This is a genomic window from uncultured Lutibacter sp. (genome assembly GCF_947495725.1).
Classification (GTDB): domain Bacteria; phylum Bacteroidota; class Bacteroidia; order Flavobacteriales; family Flavobacteriaceae; genus Lutibacter.
Genome location: NZ_CANLZZ010000003.1, coordinates 224,435 through 242,560, shown reverse-complemented (window position 1 = coordinate 242,560; position 18,126 = coordinate 224,435). Strand labels below are relative to the sequence as shown.

The window sequence follows — 18,126 nt, the reverse complement described above, 5'->3', positions numbered from 1 at the left end:
ATTATATAAATCTTAGATTATTTAAATAGCCATCCCTTTTTAATACATTCTTTAGAATACCAAACTAAAAAAAATGCGATTAACATTACAATAATTGGCATAATTATTTTAGAAAAGCCAGAGACATCCATAAACTCTTGAATAAAAAAGTTGTAAATAAACTGAATAATTACAGTTATTAAAGAGATAATGAATAGTAAATAAGCTATTTTTCTTTTTAATAGAAGCGCAATACATCCCAACAAACCAGAAAATACAGCTATAGCAAACGCAGCAGTTACCCAAACAGGAATTCCATTATAATAAGCTTGTTCCGGTTCTGGTAGTAAGGCCTTTGCCTCATCAGTAATAAATGCTTGCATTAGATATGCCATAACACCCATAATATTCCAAAATAATGCTATAATACCAATTAACCAAAAAGCTTTGGTAGGTTTGTTTGCAGATAAATTCATAATTGATTTTTTTAAAAATATTAAATTGTAAATTATGAAAATTAACAATGTAAAACAAGTAATAAAAAAATGCATGTTTACAGTTCTTTTTATATGAAAAAGAGATAATTATTAAAGTTTAATAATAAATTAAATTGTAAACCTTATATTTGCACTGGTTAAGCGCTTTAATATTGCTGAATTTGTTGCAATTTATTAATAAAAACTTCATTTATAATTAATAAATTTTAATCTTAAATTTAAACTTTACTAACGTATGGTTGTTGGTATAAAAGTTTTAACCAATTAATATTTAATCATTTAAAAAACTTAATAATAATTTTTAATGGCAGGATCACAAGAAACATTTGGTAAAAAAGAGAGAGAAAAGAAAAGATTAAAGAAAAAGAAAGACAAACTTCTTAGAAAAGAAGAACGTAAAGCAAGCGGGCAGGATAGCATGTTTGTATATGTAGATGAATATGGTCAATTGACTAGTACTCCTCCAGATCCTACCAAAAAAATTAAGGTTGATGCAGAAAGCATTGAAATTGGAATTCCTAAAAAAGAGGATAGAGAAGAGGAAGTAGCTGCAGATAGACAAGGAAAGGTTTCATTTTTTGATAGTTCAAAAGGTTTTGGTTTTATAATAGACACCAATTCTCAAGAAAAGTTTTTTGTTCACGTTAGTGGTTTATTAGAAGAAATTAAAGAAAATGATAAAGTTACTTTCGAGCTAGAAAAAGGATTAAAAGGTATGAACGCAGTAAGAGTTAAGAAAATTTAAGTTTTAACAATATAATTTTTAAAAAAAGCTACAATTTGTAGCTTTTTTTCGTTTAAAACAGTTAGTTTTTAAAATTTATAATAAATTATTTAACTATATTTTTAATATTAGTTATTTGCAACCATTATTAGAACATTTTTAAGTATTTTTGAGTAAATCAATTTACTTTTAAATGATTAAATGGTTTAAAAATATAGGGCCTGGAGCATTAGTTACAGCAGCATTTATTGGTCCAGGAACAGTTACAATTTGTTCTATTTCAGGAGTTAATTTTGGTTTTAAACTTTTATGGGCTTTAACCTTATCGGTAATTGCAACAATTGTTTTACAAGGGATGTCGGCAAAAGTTGGAATTATTACTCAAAAAGGATTAGCTTTAGTAATTAAAGAACAAATTTCATCTCCAATTCTAAGAAAAATTGCATTAATATTAATCTTTTCGGCCATTGTAATTGGTAATACAGCTTATGAAGCCGGAAATATTACAGGAGCTTCTATTGGTATTAATGAAGTTTTTAAGTTTACAACAATAAATATATATCCATTTTTAATTGGCATTATAGCTTTTATTATATTGTGGATAGGGAATTACAAAATATTAGAAAAAATATTAATAGGACTTGTTCTTCTAATGAGTTTTTCTTTTTTAATTACGGCAATTATTACAAAACCATCAATTTCTGCCATTTTACAAGGAATGTTTATTCCTTCAATTCCTCAAAATAGTATTTTAATAATAATAGGTTTGATTGGAACAACAGTTGTTCCATATAATTTATTTTTACACGCATCACTAGTTTCTGAAAAATGGAAGAATTCTTCAGACTTAAAATATGCTCAAAAGGACACTTTAATTTCTATTATTTTAGGAGGTATTGTTTCAATGTCAATAATTATTACCGCAGCATCTATAAATAGCACTAATATTCAGAGTGTTAAAGATTTAACAGCAGGTTTGTTGCCGTTGTATGGTGTATATGCAAAATATTTTTTAGGTATTGGGATGTTTGCTGCTGGTATTACATCTGCTATTACGGCGCCTTTAGCTGCTTCATTTGTTGCAAATAATTGCTTCGGTTGGAATGGCGGACTAAAATCTTTTAAATTTAGAAGTGTTTGGTTTGTGATATTGATTACTGGAGTTTTATTTTCATCTTTAGAATTAAACCCCATTGAGGTAATTAAGTTCGCCCAAATAGCAAATGGAATTTTATTACCTGTTGTGGCCTTGTTTTTATTGTGGATTGTAAACAAATCATCGGTTTTAGGTGTATATAGAAATACTAAATTTCAAAATGTAGTATCAACAATAGTAATTTTTATAACATTGGTATTAGGTTTTAAAAGTGTTCTAAAAGTGTTAGAATTATTATGAAAAAGTTAGATGTAAATTGTGATGTAGGAGAAGGTATTAATAATGAACAACATTTAATGCCTTTTATTCAGTCTTGTAATATTGCTTGTGGAGGACACGCCGGAAATGCTCAAACTATAAAAACCGTTGTTAATTTAGCCATTAAATATGGTGTTAAAATTGGGGCACATCCTTCGTATCCAGATAAGGATAATTTTGGACGTATAACTCTAAAAATGGATTCATTAGAATTTATAAATTCTATTCGAGGGCAAATAAAATTAGTAGAGTCTATCGTTTTGGAAAAAGGAGGAATGTTAAACCATATAAAACCTCACGGAGCCTTGTATAATGATATTGCTAAAAATAACGAATTATCAAAACTTTTTTTAGACGCAATTTTCGAGTATAAAAAAAATGTAAAACTATATGTTCCTTATAATTCGGTAATATCTAATATTGCAGAAAAAATGGGCTTTTCAGTTATTTTTGAAGCTTTTGGAGATAGAAGTTATAATAACGATCTTAGTTTAGTTTCTAGAAACAAAGAATATGCTGTTTTAAACTCACCCAAGGATGTGATAAATCAAATTTCTAATATTTTTCTAAATAATTTTGTAAAAACAATTTCTGGTAAAAAAGTGTTTATAAAAGCAGATACATTTTGCATTCATTCAGACACTGAAAATGCTAACAAAATTATTAATGAAATTGCTATTAATTTTAATAAATAAGTAAAAAAATGCCATTCAATATTATTTTTAAACAGTATGGAGAAAATGCTATTTTAATTGAATGGCCAAAAGTAATTTCAAAAGAAATACTTAATGATATTTGTGATTTTTCAGAAAGAATAAAACAAAAAAACATTAAACAAATTATTGATATAAATTTCGTATATAGCTCTATGTTAGTTTTGTACGATAATTTGAATATAGAGTTTAAGCAACTCAAAGAAGAACTTTTAAAAATATACGAAACAGTTTCAATAGAAACAAAAACATCCAAAATATTATGGAAAATCCCTGTTTGTTACGATGAAATATTTGGAATGGATCTCCATTTTATTTCATTCGAAATGCAATTAGATGAAGAGGAAATTATAGCATTACATTCTAATGCAATATATACAGTTTATGGGATTGGTTTTTTACCAGGGTTTTTATATTTAGGCGGTTTAAATGATAAGTTAAATTTCCCGAGAAGAGTTCAACCTCGGTTAGTGGTTCCAAAAGGATCTATTGGAATTGGAGGTAGCCAAACAGGTATTTATCCTCAAAACTCTCCAGGAGGATGGCAAATAATTGGTAAAACACCCATTTATATTTTTAATATAAATAGAAAAAAGCCAATTGAAATTTCTACTGGTGACTGCATTCAATTTTACCCAGTTTCATTTAATGAATTTGAAATAATTGAAGAGAAATGTAAAATGGGTACATTTAATTTACAAAAGCATTTTATAAATGATTAAAGTTTTAAAACCGGGAATATATTCAAGTATACAAGATAGAGGAAGGTTTGGATTTCGTCAACTTGGAATACCATTGGCTGGAACAATGGACTCATTTTCGGCTAATATTGCAAATTCACTTCTGAATAATAATTTAACTAATTCGGTAATGGAGATTACGATGCAAGGTCCAACCTTAGAATTTTTTGTATCAACAAAAATTGCAATTTCTGGTGCTAATATTTCTCCTAAAATAAATAACGTTTCAATTTTAAATAATAAGGTATACACTATAAATAAAGGGGACGTACTATCATTTGGTATTTTAATAACTGGGTTTAGATGTTATTTGGCCGTTTTAGGAGGTTTTTTGGAAGAAAATATTTTAAATAGTAAATCCTATTACGCGGGGATTACTAGTAGAATGAAATTAAATAAAAATGACAGAATTGCTATTTCTATTCAAAATTTTAAAAGCTTTGATTCTAAAGGAATTTTAACCAATCAAACACCTTTTTTTGAAACTGATATTCTAGAAGTTTTCCCTGGGCCTGAATATGATATGTTTTCCAAGCAACAACAAAATAAATTACTTTCAACCAAATTTAATGTTTCGAGTAAAAATAATAGAATGGGTTATAGGCTTCGTGAAACAGTTTTAAAACATTCAATTTCTATGATAACAAGTCCGGTTATTCCCGGAACTATTCAATTAACTCCAGAAGGAAAGTTAATAATTTTAATGAAAGATTCTCAAACTACAGGGGGATATCCAAGGGTATTGCAGTTATCGGAAAAATCAATTGCTATTTTGGCTCAAAAAACTACAAATGACAGTGTTAAATTTAAATTAAATAGCTACAAATAAACGAATTAATATAGATGAAAGCAGCAACGGTAAAAGAATTAAAAAATGAATTAAGCTATTTATCAAACACAGATTTAATGGAATTAGTTTTAAGACTTTCAAAATTTAAAAAAGAAAATAAAGAACTTTTAACCTACTTGTTGTATGAAGCCTCAAATGAAGAACTATATATTTCGAATATAAAAGAAGAAGTAAAAAACATGTTTAGTGAAATTAATACTTCGAGTTATTATTTTATAAAAAAAAGCGTTCGGAAAATTTTAAGAATTATAAAAACATATATTCGTTATTCAAAAAAGAAAGAGACCGAGGTAGAATTATTACTGTTTTTTTGTAACCAATTAAAAAATTTAAAACCTTCAATTTATAAAAATGTACAACTACTAAATATTTTTAAGCGTCAAATTGCATTAATTGAAAAAATAATTGGAACACTTCACGAGGATTTACAGTACGATTATAGCCTTGAAATACAAGGTTTAAAAAAATAATTTTAAAAATAAATAGTAAAATACTTTAAAAGACCTTTTAAAGACCCTATTTTTGTATGTTTTTTAAAATTAAGCTGTGACGTTAACTACAATAGAACTAGAAGAAAAGAAAACTGGTAAACAACTTTATAATTATCAGAGAGAAGCTATTAATAAAATTTTCAAAAGATTTGAAGAAGCTCCAAACGACTACCATTTATTATTTCAATTGCCTACAGGTGGTGGTAAAACTGTTATTTTTTCAGAACTGGTTCGTCAATATTTAAAACACCATAAAAGTAAAGTTTTAATATTAACGCATAGAATTGAGTTGTGTAAACAAACTTGTTCTATGTTATCTGATTTTGGTGTTGTTAATAAAGTTATTGATAGTAAAGCTAATTTGGACGATCATCAAGATTATTCTTGCTACGTTGCAATGGTTGAAACTTTAAACAATAGATTGAATGATAATAAATTAGATATTTCAGATATTGGTTTAGTAATTATTGATGAGGCACATTATAACTCTTTTACTAAATTATTAAAATTTTTCCATAATTCATTTATTTTAGGAGTAACAGCTACACCTTTAAGTTCTAATATTCAGTTACCTATGACTGATAATTACGAAGAATTAATTATTGGTGAGTCTATTGAAACGTTAATAAAAAACAAATTTTTAGCACGTGCCAAAACCTATTCATATAATGTTGGATTAACATCATTGGTAGTTGGAGTAAATGGAGATTATACAGTAAAATCTTCAGACGATTTATATTCAAATAGCGATATGTTAAATAAGTTAGTACAAGCTTATGAAGAGCGGTCAAAAGGCAAAAAAACATTGATTTTTAACAATGGTATTAATACATCTATAAATGTATTTGAAGCTTTTAAAATGGCTGGTTATTCCATAATGCATTTAGATAATACCGCTACAAAAAGAGAAAGAGAATTTATTTTAAGATGGTTTAAGAAAACACCAAATGCAATTTTAACTTCAGTTAGTATCTTAACAACCGGATTTGATGAACCTACAGTTGACACCATAATTTTAAATAGAGCAACACGATCTTTGACATTATATTATCAAATGATTGGTAGAGGATCTCGAATTTTAAAGGATAAAACTTCATTTAATGTAATTGATTTAGGTAATAATTTTCACAGATTTGGAATGTGGGGTGCAAATTTAAATTGGCAAAAAATATTTAAGTCACCAAATTATTATTTAGATAATTTAATTAATGATGAAGAATTAGAAAGCAATTTCAGGTATGAAATGCCTAAAGAGTTAAGAGAAAAATTTTCAAAAACAGACGATGTAAGTTTTAACATTAAAAAGGCATATACCGATGCTATTCAAAGTGGAGAATCTTCAAAAGTTGTATTGTCTAGATCTATTGAACAACATGCTCGAATTTGTACAGAAAATAGTGAAGATGTATATGATGCTTTAATATTAGCCAAAGAAATAGGTGACGATATTGACCATAGAATTCAGCAATACCTTAAATGTATTTGTAAAAGTACCAATAGTTTTACAGATTGGTTAAAAGAAGATTACAGACAAAAACTTAGAGCTTATTTATTGGCAAATTTTGATGCAATTTTCGAGGAAATTAACGGTTATCCTCCCGAAGATTAAATAGTTAGTTCAATAAGTGTTCCTTTCAATTGATGAAATGGAATGAAGTAAATTTATCAATTGTTAAAGATTTATTGAATGAAGTCAAATAACAAAGTACTAGTAATTTTAGCTTTCTTTTCAATTTATGTTATTTGGGGGTCAACATATTTATTAAATAAGATTGCTGTTGCAGAAATTGAGCCGTTTTTACTAGCTGCTATTCGGTTTTTATCGGCTTCAATTTTAATTTTCATCATTGCAAAAGTAATAGGATTAAAATTGACGATTACACGTCAGCAACTTATAAATTGTACCATTGCAGGATTTTTATTTTTAACCTATGGAAATGGAGTAGTGGTTTGGGCTTTGAAATTTGTTGATAGTGGTTTTACCGCCTTAGAAATATCTGCACAACCATTAGTAGTTTTGCTTTTAATGTTAATTTTTGAAGGTAAAAAAATACAACCAATGTCAATTATTGGAGTTTTATTGGGGATTATTGGAATCTATTTATTAGTTAGCCAAAAGGAAATAGTAACTCAAGAAGGAACCGTTACAGGAATGTTAATGATTTTTTCGTGTATGTTAAGTTGGGGTTACGGTAGTCTTTTTGTTGCAAAAGCAGACTTACCTTCTAATTTTTTTATTAATACAGGTTATCAAATGTTTACAGGAGGAATAATGCTGTTAATTGCCAGTTTTTTATTTGGAGAACACTGGGTACCAATATCTAATTGGAGCCAACCAGTACTTTATTCTATAATAGGTCTAATTGTTTTTGGAGGAATAGTTGCATTTACAGCATTTAATTTTTTATTAAGAGTTGTTTCGCCAGAAAAAGTAGCAACATCCACCTATGTAAATCCCATAATTGCTTTATTTTTAGGTTGGTATTTTTTAAATGAACAAATATCTACCCAATCTGTTATTGCAGCAATTGTTTTATTAACAGGTGTATTTTTTATAAACACAAAGAAAAAACTTACGTTATATTCTAGATTTAAAAAATAACTAATAATGCAAGATTTAAATAGGTATACTTTTGTAAACCCAACAAAATTCCCCTTCTATTACGGCTATATTGTTTTGTTAATAGGAACTATTGGTATTTGGGCAAGTATTCCAGGTCAAACAGTTGGTGTATCTGTTTTTACAGATCCTGTTAAAGATGCTCTTGGACTTTCTAGAAACCAGTTTAGCAATGCATATATGATAGGAACTTTTTTAAGCTCTTTTTTAGTAGCAAAAGCAGGATTTTGGTTCGATAAATTTGGTGCACGTTATATTGCCTTTTTAGCAACATTATTTTTAGCTTTTTCCCTTTTATTATGTTCGGTTTCAGTAGAAATAAGTGATTTTTTAAAAAAATTATTCAGTATTAATTCTTGGGTAATTTCCTTTAGTGTTATAACAGTTTTCTTTTTCTTTATTCGGTTAAGTGGACAAGGAATACTAACTATGGCTTCTCGTAATATGATTATGATTTGGTTTAGTAAAAATAGAGGGAAAGTTAACTCTATAAGTAGTATTGCTATTTCTTTAGGTTTTTCAATTTCACCAATTATAATTAGTAAACTTATTGATGCCAATGGTTGGCAATTAACCTGGCAAATAATGTCGCTATGTTTATTTATTTTTAGTTTTTTTGTATTCCAATTTTACAAAAACAATCCCGAAGATTTTAATCTGAAAATAGATGGAATTAAGAATGTAGAAAGTGAAATTAGTAATAAACAAGAAATAAATTTCACTTTAAAAGAAGCAAAAAAAACTAGGATTTTTTGGATGTTTGGTTTAATCTTAGCTTTTAACAGCTTTTTTATTACAGGTTTTACTTTTCATGTAATATCTATTTTTGAAAGTCAAAAATACACTAAAGATCAGGCAATTGCAATATTTTTACCAATTTCTATAATTGCAGTTTCAGTTTCTATTTTATGCAACATATTAAGTGATTATATAGACCATAAAATTTATTTATATGCAATGCTTCTAAGTGGAATTATAGCCTCAATAGGTTTAATATTTTTAGACTATCTATTTGGTGTATATATGATTATTGGTGGTTTAGGAGTTTTAGGAGGGCTTTTCTCGGTAGTAAACGCTGTATCTTGGCCAAAGTACTTTGGAAGAAAATATTTAGGTTCAATAACTGGTAAAATTATGAGCTTTTTAGTAATTGCTAGTGCAATTGCTCCAAGTATGTTTAGTGCAAGTTTTACAAATTTTGGTTCATATAGCTATATTGGATATATTGGATTTGCATTTGTTTTATTTTTACTAATAGCTTCTTTAAAAATAAAACGCCCAAAATTAAAAGAATAACTAAATAATCTAATTCTAAAGAATTTATTTTTATGAAATTCTTAAGTGTTTCGAATTTTACTTATTTATTTAGAATTATTAGGTAATTGGTAAGTTTTATAAATTTTTTAAAACCGTAATAATTAAAAGTATCTATTATTCTAATGAAAAAATTTGTAGTAATATGATTAATTACTAGATAACTATGAGTTAATTGTATATAAAAGTTGCTTATTTAAGCAATCTAAATTTGCAACATATGTTATAAACATATTTATTTGATTACCAATTTACTTTCTTATATTTGATAGCAAAACTTAAATAATTAAACATTTTATAAAGTAATAAATATATGAGAAAGTCTATTCTTATTTACATCTCAGTACTATTTTTTGGTTTATTTTCAATAAACGCTCAAAAGAAAAATAAAAAAGAGGTTAAGCAACTTACAGAAACTATTAAAATTGACGGATTAAAATGGCGTAGTATTGGTCCATCTTTAACCTCTGGAAGAATTTCAGATATTGCAGTGAATCCTAACAATCCTTTTGAATATTATGTTGCAACAGCTTCAGGAGGAGTTTGGAAAACTATAAATTCTGGAGTGGACTATCAACCTATATTTGATAAGCAAGGGTCTTATTCTATTGGATGTATAACAATGGATCCAAATAATTCAAATGTTATTTGGGTTGGAACAGGGGAAAACAATAATCAACGATCAGTTTCATATGGTGATGGCGTATATAAATCATTAGATGGTGGAAATACTTGGGAGCATATGGGCTTAAAAACATCGGAACATATTGGAAAAGTTATAGTTCACCCTAAAAATTCTGATATTGTATATGTTGCAGCAATTGGTCCTTTATGGAGTAAAGGAGGTGAAAGAGGTTTATATAAAACTATAAATGGAGGAAAAACTTGGGAATCAATTATAGATGTTGATGAGCATACAGGTGTAAATGATGTTGTAATGGATCCAAGAAATCCAGATATTCTTTATGCATCAACATTTCAGCGCAGAAGACACGTGTTTACGTATGTTGGAGGAGGACCAGGTTCTGGATTACAAAAAAGTATTGATGGTGGAGTTACTTGGAATAAAATAGAGAAAGGTTTACCAACAACTGAACTTGGTAGAATTGGTTTAGCTATTTCACCTGTAAATCCAGAAATTATTTATGCTATTGTTGAGGCAGCAGACAATAAAGGTGGATTTTTTGCATCTACAAATAGAGGCGCAAGTTGGAAAAAACGTGGAAATCATGTAACAAGTGGTAATTATTATCAAGAAATTATTGCCGATCCTGTTGACGAAAACACAATTTATTCAATGGACACTTGGATGTCTGTTTCACATAACGGAGGTAAAACTTTCGAAAAAGTAGGAGAAGTTTATAAGCACGTAGACAACCATTGTATGTGGATAAATCCAAATAATAATAAACATTGGTTAGTGGGTTGCGATGGAGGAATGTATGAAACCTTTGATGCCGCAAAAAATTGGGATTTTAAAGAAAATTTACCAGTAACACAATTTTATAAAGTAGCCGTAGATAATGATTTTCCGTTTTATAATGTTTATGGTGGAACTCAAGATAATTTTAGTTTAGGTGGTCCTTCAAGAGTAATTACTAATCATGGTATTACAAATTCCGATTGGTTTATAACAAATGGAGGTGATGGGTTTGAATCTCAAATAGACCCATATAATCCGGATATTGTTTATGCACAATCGCAATATGGAGTTTTGGTTCGTTTTGATAGAAAAAGTGGAGAAAAGGTTGGAATTCAACCAAAAGAGAGAAAAAATGAAGATGCTTACCGTTTTAATTGGGACGCTCCATTAGCAGTTAGTAAACATGCAAAAGGAAGATTATACTTTGCAGCTAATAAAGTGTTTCGTTCTAATGATTATGGAAATAGTTGGGATGTTTTAAGTAATGATTTATCGCGACAAATTGATAGAAATACGCTTAAGGTATATGACAGAGTTTTAAGTATTGATGCTGTTGCAAAAAATGGTTCAACATCATTATACGGGAGTATTGTTGCGCTTTCTGAATCTCCAATTGATGAGAATTTATTAGCTATTGGAACAGATGATGGGTTAATTCATATTTCTGAAAACGGCGGTGCTACTTGGAATAAAGTTGATTTAATTCCGGGAGCTCCAAAACAGTCTTATGTAAATGCAGTTTATTTGTCTAAACATAATAAAAACGTAATTTATGTAGCTTTCAACCATCATAAATATGGCGATTTTAAACCTTATATATTTAAATCGGAAGACAAAGGTAAAAACTGGAAAAATATAAGTTCTAATTTACCCGAACGTGGAAGTGTTTATTCAATAGAAGAGGATCATTTAAATGAAAATCTAATTTTTTGTGGAACTGAATTTGGGGCTTTCTTTTCATCTGATAAAGGTTTATCTTGGAGTCAATTATCAAATGGTTTACCTACTATAGCTGTTAGAGATATTACTATTCAAGAACGTGAGAGTGATTTAGTACTTGGTACATTTGGTAGAGGGTTTTATGTGTTAGATGATTATTCTGCGTTAAGAACAATAAAAAATGATCAACAAAATAATGCAAAAATATATCCAATAAGAGATGCTTTAATTTGGGAAAAAAGTGAACCTTTAGGATTGCCAGGTAAAGCATTTCAGGGAGATAATTTTTATACTGCAGAAAATTTAGGGCCAGAGGCTTTGTTTACGTTTTATTACAACCACACTTTTGAAACACTAAAAGAAATAAGAGTTAAAAAAGAAAAAGAATTAATAGCGAATAAGAGTGATGTAGCCTATCCTAATTATAATGAACTAAAAGAAGAGTTAAATGAACCTGAAACAAAATTATTGTTTACTATAAAAAATAATAAAGGAGTTGTTGTTAAAAAAGAATTTATAAAACCAACAGAAGGTTTGCAAAGGTTTAAATGGAATTTAAGATACACACTTCAAAATCCTATTAATTTTAGGAAATCATCGTTTTACAATCCTTGGGAACCAATTGATGAAGGGAATTTGGTTACTCCAGGAACCTATTCTATTGAGATGCAATTATACAAAAATGGAACATTAATATCTTTAGTTAAACCAGTTTCATTTAATGTAATTGCACTTAACAACACTGTATTACCAGCAGAAGATAGAGAAGCTAAAACAGCCTTTCAAAAGCAAGTTGTTAAGTTACAAGCAGATTATGGAAGTACTACAACTATGATTTCGGAAATTCAAAAGAAATTAAAATACATTAAAGAAGCCATAATAAGAGCAGAAAATCCGATTGATTTATTTTCAAAAGATGTTATACAAATAGAACAAACTTTAAAAATAGTTAATACTGAATTACATGGGGATCCAATAAAAACTAAATTAGATATTGATCAGCCACAAAATCCAGCAAACAGACTAGGAAGTATTAGTTATGAGCAAAAGTATTCAACTTCGGCACCAACAAAAACACATTTAGACAGCTATTTAATTGCAAAAGCAGAGATTGATGTTATTAAAAAGATAGTGGAAACTTTGTTTAATGTTAATATTAAAGAATTAGAAAATAAATTAGTGAAATCTGGCGCTCCATATACTCCTGGAAGAGGATATGATTTTAAAGAATAAGTTTAATTAAACTAAATAGTTTTAAAAGAGTCTAAGAGTTAAAATACAAATGTTAATTTTAAATACATACAAGATGAAATTTAAACATATTATTTTAATTTTTGGACTTTTTACAATTTCACAAGTAATTGCACAAGGTGGAAGAGAAAATTTTGACAAAATGGATAGAAATGGAGATTCATTTGTTGAAATTGAAGAATTTAAAAGATTTTATTTAGGTAAATTTAATAGAACAGGGGGAGAAATAAATGCTGAAGTTTTGTTTAATTCTAAAGATTTAAATGGTGATAAAATTTTAACTTTTAGTGAATATAGTCAACAAGGCTCAAGGGCTTTTTACAATACAAAAAAAGGAAATAAAAAGAGGGTAAATAATTGGGCAAACGATAAAAGTAAGACCTTTAAAAAAATAGATGTAAATAAGGATGAAATAATTGATATTTCAGAATTTCAATCTTTTTTTGAGAATAAGAATAATAAAAAAGGTGAGCCAATTAATTACAAACGATTTTTTAAACATATTGATATTAATAAAAACAAGGAAATAACACTTGAAGAATTTCTTAAACCATTGCGTAAAAAACAAGAATAAAAGTTCAGTATTTATTGTCAACAACATTTAAATTATTAGCAAATACATAAAAATAATATCTCACTAGTACATTTGAGTTATTAATTATATATACAATAGATTTATGAAAATTATAAGAGTTACAGTATTAGTTTTAGGTTTATTTACGTTTGTAGGTGTTAATGCTCAGGACACAAAAGAGAAAGCAGAGAAAAAACTTGGTTGGATGGATAAGGATAAAAATAATTCAATAAGTAAAGAAGAAATGAAAGCTTTTTATGAAGGTAAAAAAAACAAAAAAGGGCAGGCTATTAATGGCGAAGAAATATTTATTGGCTCGGATCACAACAATGATGGTAGCGTAACAGTTGATGAATTACAACAAAAAGTTAACTGGAAAAAGGTAAACCAAGGAAAGGTAGTTGCTAAGACAAAAGTAGTTACTAAGGCTAAAGAGAAAATGAGTAAAGAACTTCCTGAAGATAAAAGCGAAAGAAAATTAAATTGGATGGATTCAGATAAAAATGGATCAATTTCTTTAGAAGAAATGAAAGCCTTTTATAAGGACAAAAAAGATAAAAAAGGAAACCCAAGAAACGGTGAAGATATATTTATTGGAAGTGATGCCAATGATGATGGTAAAGTAACTTTAGAAGAGCTTAAAAAAGGTGTTGACTGGAAAAAAGCAAATGCCAAAAAGAAATAATTATTATTAAGTTTAACCAAATTAATAATTAAAAAAAGCCGAATTAGATTTTTTCTAATTCGGCTTGTATTTTATAAGTATAAAGTTCGTCTAATGTTGGTGACTTAATTTGGCTTTTGTAGCAACGTTTTCTTGATTTTCTTTTAAGCTCACCCAAGGTTTACCAACCGGTAATAATGCTCTACCCGCAACATCATTAATAATTACAGCAGCCATCATATACCATGCAGCTAAAGCACATACAATTAGCACATATGCAGCTAAAGTTGTCATTTGAGGAAATCCAAAATGAGCTAAATCAAGTAATACAAATCCAATTACTAAAGTTGTAAATGTAAAGGCCATTGCAGAATGGATAAATAAAGATCCAACCCAAAATATTAATGTTAGTAACGTCCAACCAATTAAGTAGTAACCAACATCAGTATGTGATGAAACATAAATTCCAGAATTGTTTAACATCCAAATAATTCCTAATCCAATCCAAAAAGATCCATAACTTACAAATGCAGCAAAACCAAAGTTATTACCCATTTTTTGTTCTAAAAAACCAGCTATCATTTGCGCTAAGCCTCCAAATATAAATCCCATTGCAACCACCGGACCAAGTCCAATTAAGCCCAAATTGTGAAATTGTAATAATAATGTTGTTAAACCAAATCCTGCCAATCCCACAACTGCCGGATTTCCTAATTTTGTAGTACTCATAATTTTAAATATTCAATTTTAAACAAGTCGCTAAAATACCAACTTTAATAGGTATAAGTTGATGATTTTTGTCAGTTAAAATAAATAGTTACTATTACGATTTCGTATAAAACAAATTCTATTTTATAATTCGTTATTTATAAAATCTAAATCAAGAACATTAAAATTGTTAGATGCTTTAACTAATAGAGTAGAGCCTATAGTTTCAAATAAATGATTTGTTTTTAAAACAAATTGGGCTTGTTTTTCTGTTTTATAATTTGGAATTCCAACAACGGTTAAATCAGTTTTTTCTGAATATTCTTCAATAATATCGTAAAATGGTTTTTGTTCTACAGCATTATTTATTATTGTAATTTCAACAATAACTCTTAAATCTTCAACTAGTTTATGAATTTTTGAGTGAATAAGTTCTCTGTCTACGTTGTTATTATTTACAAATAACACCCTCATATTTGTATTATTCCATCTTGGAGAAGCAATTATAAAACGAGCAATATTAAGCATCATTTCGGCATTTTTACTATCCGTTTCTCTCCACCAAAAATCCACAGTTTTGTATTTTCCAAACTTTTGTTTTCTGTCGAAATCTAAATACAAAAGATTATAATCTAAGTATAGTAATGTTTGGGTCATTTTAGAATATTCAATAGAGTTTTCTAAACCTTTTGGCCATCCCATCATAATAGTATTTGGCTCAACACCCGAAAATCCATATGTCATGGCAATATTTGTTATTCCTTCATAAATATTACTAACTCTAATTTGCCTTCCAAAAATTCCTAAATCTTCAAATAATTCATCTCTAACAACTTGTTCTGTCTTCTTTAAAGGTTTATTGTTCTTTTTATCTAAAATTAGTTTAAAATTTGTAACTATCCCTGTTCTACCTGCTACGGTTTTTCCTAGCTGTAATAAATATTTTTGATGTTTACTTTCACCACTAAATAAAATTATATTTGGATTCCAATTAGATTTTTCGTCAATTTCTGCATCAATTTTTTTAAGACCCTTATTAACAACATTTTCCCAAACACTTCTCCAAACATCGTTAGATTGTAGTTTTACCTCTTTTCGTTGAAGCCAAAAATATAATCCAGCTATAATAGCAAAGGCTCCAACCATAGCAATGGTATCTAATTTAAACATAACAGCAAAACAAGCCATAAATCCAAGTAAACCTATCCAACTTTTTATTTTAAATGTTGGTTGAAAATCTGGATTTGCCCAACTTTCTAAAAAATATGAGATATTTATAAATCCATAAGCCGTTAAATAAAACATAGAAACTATCCTGGCAATAACATCTAACTCGCCAATTAATATTCCGGCTTCAGCAATTAAAAAAACTAAAAATAAAGCGTTAACAGGTTCATTATTTACACCTTTCCCTTTTCTAAATATTTTAGGCGTAACCTTATCTACAGACATTGCTTGTAAAATTCTTGGACCTCCTAAAATTCCTCCTAGGGCAGAAGATAAGGTTGCTCCCCAAATACCGGCAATAACTGCAGGAGCAAAAAGAGCGACTTTCATTAAAACATTATAATCGGTTTTTAATACTTCAGAATCAATATTATATGCAAGAAAAATGGCTAAAAATAGATATATAATAAGACCAACGCCAATGGCTAATAGGGTACCTTTAGGAATAGAACTTTTAGGATCTTTTAAATCTCCACTCATTGCGATTCCGGCAGTAAAACCAGTAACTGCTGGAAAAAAAACAGCAAAGACAACCTCTAACGGAACAGCTCCTTCTGTTGAAAACATTTCAACAGTTTCAGGTTGAAATGAAGAATTTCCAAAAAAAACAGATACCAATGAAAACAAAATAGCCGCCAAAATAAAAAATTGAGCTTTAATTGCAACAGAAGTACTTATTAACGCCAATGACGTAAGTGTAATAAGCGCAATAGAACCGGTTAATCTTATATCATTAATTGAAGTTCCAAAACCAAGATAGTTATTAAAACTTTCTGCAAAACCAATTAAATAAAGAGCAATTGAAAATGCTGTACCAATATAAAGTGTAATTCCAATGGAACCACCAATTGGAATTCCCATGCTTCTTGAGAGCACATAATATACACCACCGGCACCAATTTTTTTATCTGTAGCAACAGAAGAAACACTTAGCCCAGTTGAAACAGCAATTACATGTGCTAATATAATAATCATTATAGCTCCAATTAGACCAGCATTTCCAACAACCCAGCCTAAACGCATATACATTATTACTCCTAAAATGGTTAAAATAGAAGGTGTAAATACACCTGCAAAAGTTCCAAATTTTTTCCCAACAGCCATATATTTATAACTTTTGTTTTAATTTTTTAAATAAAAATAAATATAAGTATTCCATGTAATATAAGTTCTATTTAATTAGAAGTATTCATTGTAATTTATTTACTTTCTAAATACCGTATTTAAATTTATATAAGTTTTTGTGGATTAGATATATAGAAAATACAGCTTTCATTCTTAAAATTAGAATTAAAAACGGTGTTAAATAGTTAATAGTTTTAGTGCTATAAATAAAATTATAAAATGATAATATAATGTATTTAAATATTAATTTAGTTGTTTTCATTTAATACTAAAAAGTCCTAAATTCGCGGCTCAAAATAAAAATAAATGAAAAATTCAATAAAAATCTTAGTAAGTTTATTAATTTTAGTAAACTTTACTTTAACAGCTCAAAATCATCACGAAACCGCTCATATCGAAACAACACATCACGGAAAACACAAAATAGCGCTTTTTACAGGGTTTACTCATGTTTCTTCTGCATTTTATGAACATGAAACTCATGAAGAAAGTATAGGTAAATGGGTCCCTACAATTGGTGTTGATTATTTCTATAGTTTAAATGATAAATGGAGTATAGGTACAATTATAGATATTGAGTTTGATAATTATTTAATTAAATTGGAAAATGAAAGTGAAGAAGAAAGAACAAATGTACTTGTAAGTTCAATTGTTGGGAAATACAATTTAAACAATAAATTGGGAGTATTTATAGGACCTGGTGTAGAAACAGAATTTAGTGAAAGTACTAAGAATTTCTTTGTTGTAAAATTAGGTGTAGAATATGAAATTGAAATAGCAAATAATTGGGAAATTTCACCTTCATTAATGTATGATTGGAAAGAAGAATACAAAACATTTTCTTATGGATTTAGTATTGGCAAAAGGTTTTAG

Annotated in this window: 16 protein-coding genes; 13 read left to right on the top strand and 3 right to left on the bottom strand. The window is 28.2% G+C overall.

The features are described from left to right. Nucleotides 1–17: 17 nt before the first annotated feature. On the bottom strand, nucleotides 18–455 hold the full coding sequence (locus Q0776_RS08035; RefSeq protein ID WP_298366839.1) for a hypothetical protein: 438 nt from the start codon (nucleotides 453–455) through the stop codon (nucleotides 18–20). A 325-nt stretch (nucleotides 456–780) separates the two neighbouring features. Here Q0776_RS08035 and Q0776_RS08030 point away from each other — a divergent pair, with 325 nt between their 5' ends. The 12 genes from Q0776_RS08030 to Q0776_RS07975 all read left to right on the top strand — a co-directional run bounded on the left by Q0776_RS08030 (nucleotide 781) and on the right by Q0776_RS07975 (nucleotide 14,214). Then, nucleotides 781–1,221, top strand: a complete 441-nt coding sequence (locus tag Q0776_RS08030) for a cold shock domain-containing protein (protein WP_298366836.1) — start codon at nucleotides 781–783, stop codon at nucleotides 1,219–1,221. Between the two features lie 172 nt (nucleotides 1,222–1,393). Further along, nucleotides 1,394–2,596 carry an Nramp family divalent metal transporter gene (locus tag Q0776_RS08025; protein ID WP_298366833.1) on the top strand — a complete coding sequence of 401 codons (1,203 nt, stop codon included), beginning with the start codon at nucleotides 1,394–1,396 and terminating at the stop codon, nucleotides 2,594–2,596. Then, entirely contained in the window at nucleotides 2,593–3,309 is a 717-nt protein-coding gene (pxpA, locus tag Q0776_RS08020) for a 5-oxoprolinase subunit PxpA (RefSeq protein WP_298366831.1), read from the top strand. The genes Q0776_RS08025 and pxpA overlap by 4 nt, the downstream gene beginning before the upstream one ends. A gap of 8 nt (nucleotides 3,310–3,317) precedes the next feature. After that, the gene (pxpB, locus tag Q0776_RS08015; RefSeq protein WP_298366829.1) at nucleotides 3,318–4,049 is read left to right on the top strand and encodes a 5-oxoprolinase subunit PxpB; all 732 of its coding nucleotides are present in this window, start codon (nucleotides 3,318–3,320) and stop codon (nucleotides 4,047–4,049) included. Next, on the top strand, nucleotides 4,042–4,896 hold the full coding sequence (locus Q0776_RS08010; protein ID WP_298366826.1) for a biotin-dependent carboxyltransferase family protein: 855 nt from the start codon (nucleotides 4,042–4,044) through the stop codon (nucleotides 4,894–4,896). Before pxpB ends, Q0776_RS08010 begins: the two co-directional genes overlap by 8 nt. Before the next feature lie 14 nt (nucleotides 4,897–4,910). Then, nucleotides 4,911–5,387 carry a hypothetical protein gene (locus Q0776_RS08005; protein WP_298366825.1) on the top strand — a complete coding sequence of 159 codons (477 nt, stop codon included), beginning with the start codon at nucleotides 4,911–4,913 and terminating at the stop codon, nucleotides 5,385–5,387. Nucleotides 5,388–5,463: 76 nt separating this feature from the next. Further along, nucleotides 5,464–7,017 carry a DEAD/DEAH box helicase gene (locus Q0776_RS08000; RefSeq protein ID WP_298366823.1) on the top strand — a complete coding sequence of 518 codons (1,554 nt, stop codon included), beginning with the start codon at nucleotides 5,464–5,466 and terminating at the stop codon, nucleotides 7,015–7,017. A 78-nt stretch (nucleotides 7,018–7,095) separates the two neighbouring features. Beyond that, on the top strand, nucleotides 7,096–8,010 hold the full coding sequence (locus tag Q0776_RS07995) for an EamA family transporter (RefSeq protein WP_298366821.1): 915 nt from the start codon (nucleotides 7,096–7,098) through the stop codon (nucleotides 8,008–8,010). A gap of 6 nt (nucleotides 8,011–8,016) precedes the next feature. Further along, nucleotides 8,017–9,324: an MFS transporter gene (locus tag Q0776_RS07990; RefSeq protein ID WP_298366820.1), complete on the top strand. Its 1,308-nt coding sequence runs from the start codon at nucleotides 8,017–8,019 to the stop codon at nucleotides 9,322–9,324. 331 nt (nucleotides 9,325–9,655) lie between these two features. Next, on the top strand, nucleotides 9,656–12,937 hold the full coding sequence (locus tag Q0776_RS07985) for an exo-alpha-sialidase (RefSeq protein WP_298366819.1): 3,282 nt from the start codon (nucleotides 9,656–9,658) through the stop codon (nucleotides 12,935–12,937). Nucleotides 12,938–13,010: 73 nt separating this feature from the next. After that, nucleotides 13,011–13,529, top strand: coding sequence for an EF-hand domain-containing protein (locus Q0776_RS07980; protein WP_298366817.1), 519 nt, complete (start codon nucleotides 13,011–13,013; stop codon nucleotides 13,527–13,529). Nucleotides 13,530–13,632: 103 nt separating this feature from the next. Next, complete coding sequence (locus Q0776_RS07975) at nucleotides 13,633–14,214, top strand: hypothetical protein (protein ID WP_298366815.1); 582 nt, start codon at nucleotides 13,633–13,635, stop codon at nucleotides 14,212–14,214. Nucleotides 14,215–14,304: 90 nt separating this feature from the next. On the opposite strand, the gene Q0776_RS07970 is transcribed toward Q0776_RS07975, so the two are convergent. Both Q0776_RS07970 and Q0776_RS07965 read right to left on the bottom strand, forming a co-directional pair. Continuing rightward, entirely contained in the window at nucleotides 14,305–14,922 is a 618-nt protein-coding gene (locus tag Q0776_RS07970) for an acetate uptake transporter (protein ID WP_298366812.1), read from the bottom strand. 123 nt (nucleotides 14,923–15,045) lie between these two features. Then, nucleotides 15,046–17,232, bottom strand: a complete 2,187-nt coding sequence (locus Q0776_RS07965) for an amino acid permease (protein WP_298366810.1) — start codon at nucleotides 17,230–17,232, stop codon at nucleotides 15,046–15,048. Between the two features lie 327 nt (nucleotides 17,233–17,559). Between Q0776_RS07965 and Q0776_RS07960 the strand changes: the two genes are divergently transcribed. Continuing rightward, nucleotides 17,560–18,126 (top strand): hypothetical protein, encoded by a 567-nt coding sequence (locus Q0776_RS07960; protein WP_298366805.1) that lies wholly within the window; start codon nucleotides 17,560–17,562, stop codon nucleotides 18,124–18,126.